The 5,330-nt window shown below is 56.6% G+C and carries 1 protein-coding gene; it reads left to right on the top strand.

The annotated features are described in order from the left end of the window. The first annotated feature begins 376 nt into the window (after positions 1-376). Entirely contained in the window at positions 377-5,317 is a 4,941-nt protein-coding gene (gene mobF, locus D8M41_RS11255; RefSeq protein ID WP_238693531.1) for a MobF family relaxase, read from the top strand. The last annotated feature ends 13 nt before the right edge of the window (positions 5,318-5,330 follow it).

Below are 5,330 nucleotides of genomic sequence, written 5' to 3' on the forward strand. Positions count from 1 at the left end.
CTCAAGAATTTTTCCTTGTGCTTCCCCCGCTTCGCTCCTCCTGCACCGAAAAATTCTTTTCGCCCAAAATCTCGGTATCGTCCCGACCACCGACTCTTTTACACACCCGCTCCCCATGTTGCACAAACCAACTAGCTCTCTTTTCCTCCGCACGCTCCCCCAAAGAGTCTTAGCTGGTTTGGCACACATGGACTTCGCCCGTGCAAAACCGCGACAAACATGTCGGACACCATACGCCAACCAGTTTGTACAACGCCCTTCCCTGCTCCTCCGTCACAGCCACGGCACAAACTGCCCAGCTTTTAGCTGTCACACCTCTTGCATCCAATAAGCAAGGTTACTAATCTGAGTAATTCATGCTATGCTGATGTGTGTGATGACCGTCCATAAACTTAGCGCAGGCGACGGTTATAAGTACTACACTCACGAAGTCGCCTCTGGTGATGCTTTGCGCGCAAATGACCGCGAGCTAGGCGATTATTACACTGTGGACGGTATGCCGCCGGGTCAATGGATCGGCACTGCACCGGAAGCGCTGGGGCTTTCCGGTGAGGTATCCGAGGCACACATGCATACCCTTTTCGGGCAGCGTTTCACCCCAATAGAGACCGTGGAAGTCAAAGAGATGCTGCACGGTCTACCCGAGTTTGACGACTACATGGCCGCCTATAACAACGCCTATGAATCCTATAAAGCGCATGCTGCGGAGCGTGCGTGGGAGATTCTTACCCGCGCCGAGAACGGCTTGAGCCAGCAAGAGATTGCGCACCAGTTGGGTACGCTGGGGCATCCGATGACCCAAAAAACGGTCTCGAATTACCTAACCAGGTACGCCTCTGTGGGTAATAAGGTCACGCATACGCGCATTAATACTGCGGGGAAAAAGGGCCAGCAGAAGCCCTTAATTGAGCGGGAAGCGCTGACGAAAAATGAATTTATTGACCGGTACAAGCTCACTTCAGGGGAGCTAAAAGCCGCGCACAATGCTGGGAAAAAAGCCCAAGATAAGCTCTACCGGGAGCAGGAAGCGCCGCAGCTGCACCCCGAATATACCGCTATTAATGACTTTACGAAGCGTGTTTCTGAGGAGATCGCGCGTCACCGTAGGATGCATGACGGGGCAGAACCCACCAAGGCGCAGATGCAGGAAATCCGTTTCCGCGTCGGTGCAGAACAGTACCGTGCGCAGCGCGGGATCGAACCCACGCACGCACAATTGCGTCAGTTTATTGCCGAAAACAGTAAGAAACATCAAACCGCTATTGCCGGTTTCGACCTCGTTTTTACGCCGTCTAAATCCGTTTCGATTGCGTGGGGATTGGGCGATAAGCAGCTGCGCAAGGACATTGAAGCTGCTCATGAGCACGCGATTCAAGACGTAGTGCGGCACCTTGAAAACAACGTAATTATGACCCGGCGGGGCCATAATGGCATCCGGCAAATCGACACCAAAAGCGGAATTATTGGCACGAAATTCCGTCACTACGACTCCCGCGCAGGCGATCCGAACCTGCACGATCACGTCGTGATTGCCAACCGTGTTGAAGGCGCAGATGATAAATGGTCGTCTATTGACGGACGGACGCTGTACCAATACGGGGTCGAATGCAGCGAGTTATATAACTCTCGCGTGCAGCAGTACGTGACTGAAAAGACCGGTTTACAGTTTGAGCCCCGCATGCAAAACGGCAAACCCATCCATGAAATCGTCGGCATTAGCGACGAAACGATCCGTGCTTTTTCCTCCCGGCGCGGGGATATTAGCGCTGAACTCGACAAAGTAAAAGCAAAATTTGTGGCCGATAACGGCTACGAACCGAGTGAAAAACAGCTCATTAAACTCGCGCAGCAAGCAACACTGGCGACACGTCCGGCCAAGTCTGAGGCGCGTTCTTTGGAAGATTTGCATACCGAATGGGTCGCCGCCGCACACGCCCTGTCTGAGCATGGTGTGCACGTGCCGGTCGATCATCAACTAGCCGATATGCTCAAAAACGCCTCCGCGCAATACGAACAAAATACTCTCCAAGCGGTACGGCAAGAAGCCTATTCCACACCCCTTGAAGCACATACCGATGCGGTTCTCTCCCGTCTGGAGGAAGCGCGTTCGACCTGGCGGCGTACCCATATTAACGCCGAAACCACCCGGTATGTACGCGAGCTAGGCTTGAATGAAACACAGGATCGGGGGCTTATTTCATCCATCCGTCAGTCCGTCATCGAAGACTCACTACCCCTGCACATTAAGGACACACGCCTCACACCGCGCGAATATCTGCGCAAAGACGGTACCTCCCAGTACCAGCGTATCGACTCGGAGTTATTCACTTCTGAGCGAGTTTTAGCGGCTGAGCATAAGATCCTGGATGCCGCATCTCGTGCCGTGATTCCAGCTTCCACGGTGGATGTTTTCGAACTCGCAGCCCAAAAGAAACGTGCGGAACTTGCCGCACAGGGACACTCCCTGCCTGCTGGGCAAGAGGCAATGGCACGCGCATTCGCCACCAGTGATAAGCTCCTAGTGGTCGGCATTGGTGCCGCCGGTGCCGGTAAAACCTCCTCAACTCGCCTGGCCGTAGACGCTATCGAAGCCTCCGGAAACCGAGTCATTGGTATGGCTCCAACGGCTGCGGCCGCAGCCGTGATGCGCTCTGAAATGCGCATCACCGCCGACACCGTAGATAAGATTTTGACCGACTGGCAGACCGGCAAAGCCTCCGTGGATGTGCGCCCCGGCGATGTCCTCCTGGTCGATGAAGCCGGGATGATCGCTACCCCGAAGATGGAAAAAATAATCACCCTTGCGCAAGAACGCGGTGCTCTCGTGCGCGCGCTGGGTGATTATCGGCAGCTCTCAGCGGTCGGATCCGGCGGCGCGCTGCGCCTGGTGGATCGGGAGATCGGAGCCGTTCACCTCGACGAACTGTTCCGTTTCAAGAACCCTGAAGAAGCAGCGGCCACACTCGCGCTGCGTGAGCCGCCCCTGGTCGGGACGGACAAGCCGTTTGAGTGGTACAAGGAAAATAACCGTGTCGTTGCTGGTGATACGGATGCCATGATTGAAGACGTTTTCCGCAAATATAGCGCCGACGTGACCGCAGGGAAGCAGTCGATCATGATCGCGTCCACCAACGAAGCTGTGACTAAACTGAATGATTTGGCGCAGGCTCATGCAATCGAGCACGGCCAGGTGAGCACTGGCGCGGGGGCGGTAGCGCTGCATAATTCTTCCCGCGCACATGTTGGGGACACCATTGTTACCAGGCAAAATGCACGCCGACTCATTGTTAATAGTGGTCAAGATTTCGTGAAAAACGGCGACCTCTGGCGCGTCACCGACCTGCACGATGACGGACGAATCACCGCACAACACATCCAGCATGGTGGGAAAGTCACCCTCCCCGCACACTATGTTGAACAGTCTGTGGAGCTCGGGTACGCCTCCACTATCCACCGCGCCCAAGGATCCACCGTAGACACCGCACACGCCCTAGTCGATGCATCAACCGACCGGGCCGGGGCCTACGTTGCGCTCACTCGCGGCCGGGAAAATAACCAGCTTTATGTCTCGTTGGCTGACGGGGAGAAACGCGATGATGTGCTCGACCGCATCAGCAGCGCATATGAGCGTGACCTCACAGTGCACGAGACTGTGGATCAGCTCCGCGCCGAACACCGGAACCTGGCCACCCTGATTGCCCAGCACGAAGACATCTCCGAGCTGGCCGTACAAAAGGTCATGCAACCGTATTTGCTGGAGGGCATGTCCAGGGTTAAGGAACACCCGGTACGGGATAAAGACTCCGGCCAGATTATCGACCACACCCCCGCTGACGGTGCAGCGGACGCGAAAGCCGTCCTAGCCTCCCCCGCATGGCCCGCTCTGGCGCACGATATGGGCGAAGCCTACCGTAACGGCGTAGACCCCGCCGCCCTCGTAGAACGGGCATATTCTCGCCGGCCTCTAGAGGCCAGCGACCAAGGCGCAGAAGCGAAAGATTACGCTGCCGTGATGCAATGGCGCGTCGAAAAACTCAACGTAGACGCCCAAAAGGTTCACGAAACAGCCGAACGGCCCCTGTCCTACCTGAGCGATGAGCACCTAGCGCGGCTGGTGGATCAAGCCGAGAAACGTACCCAACCAATGGCCGATAGGCTAGAGCTTTCCGATCCTTGGTGGTTCACGAACCCCTACGCTCTCGTGAAAACCGATGAGTTGATGGCCATGCGGTCCAGGACGTTCAAAGCCCTCCAGGCCAACGAAAACAACGGCAGTCTCTACGACCGCATCAAGGAAAATCTGGGCGATATGGACGCTGAAATCACCCGCCGCCGCTGGGAAGTCTCCGGGGATCAACGCGAGCTAGAGCAGATTATCCGTGGGGAACGCCCCCGCTCCGGGCACAACTTCACCCTGCACAAGGTTCTTTCTGAGGAGCAGCGGGTGAGGCAGCACCTCATCCCGAGTATTGACCTGCCCGAGACCAAACGCCCCGAGCAGATCCAAAACGGTATCAGCGGCCATACCCTAGATAGGTTCTGGGAGAACCACCCGCACCTGCACAACACCAGGTTAGGCACTATTCTGCGCTCTCGCTCCCGTGAAATCGGGCAGCTTGCCCACCTTCGGGGCGCACAACTCGCAGCTGAAAAACCGGAATGGGTTAAACAGCTTGGTGAGGTTCCGGCCAACAAAAAATTGGCGCGTCACTGGCACCGAGTCGCCGCAGAGGTTGAAGCCCTGCGCGATAAATATAACGTCGCATCATCCGAACCTGAAGCAGTACCCACGAAGCTACGCACCCAGGCCAAGCCGCACGAGGAACCCACCCGCGCGGAGGCGCGCGGGCAGTTCCTACACGCCCAAGTGCGCGATACCCACCAGCGATCCGTCATGGCCACGCGGCAGCGCGCACCTAAAACCGAGGCAGAAAACGCTCAGATCGCCCAAGTGCGCGATACCCACCAGCGCGCCCAGGAAGCACGTAGGGAAGGGAACCCGCCGCTGGCCGCTACCCACCCGATGCTGATTCATGAACAGATTAAGAGGTATCAGAACTCTCTGACTCATACCGAGACCGGGAACCCGCAGCAGAAGCACACGGTCGAGCAGACGATCACTGCTCACCGGGCACAACGGCAATCTTCAGAAACGTCAGATGAACAGCTGCAAAAGGTACAACGGCTTCACGCTATGTCCTTCGGTAACCTCAACCGCCGCAGGCAGCAGCCACCGCAGCAGAAACAGGATGCTCGCGACTACGCCCAGCGGCAACGACAAAACCAGAAACAGTCCACTACTGGAAAGGAACTCTAATGCAAGAGCGTAA

Origin of the sequence: Rothia sp. HSID18069 (genome assembly GCF_003989155.1) — a bacterium.
Taxonomy (GTDB): Bacteria; Actinomycetota; Actinomycetes; order Actinomycetales; family Micrococcaceae; genus Rothia; species Rothia aeria.

Excerpts from the sequence above, each read along its gene's own strand:
- mobF (WP_238693531.1), top strand. The coding sequence starts at position 377 with ATGACCGTCCATAAACTTAGCGCAGGCGACGGTTATAAGTACTACACT.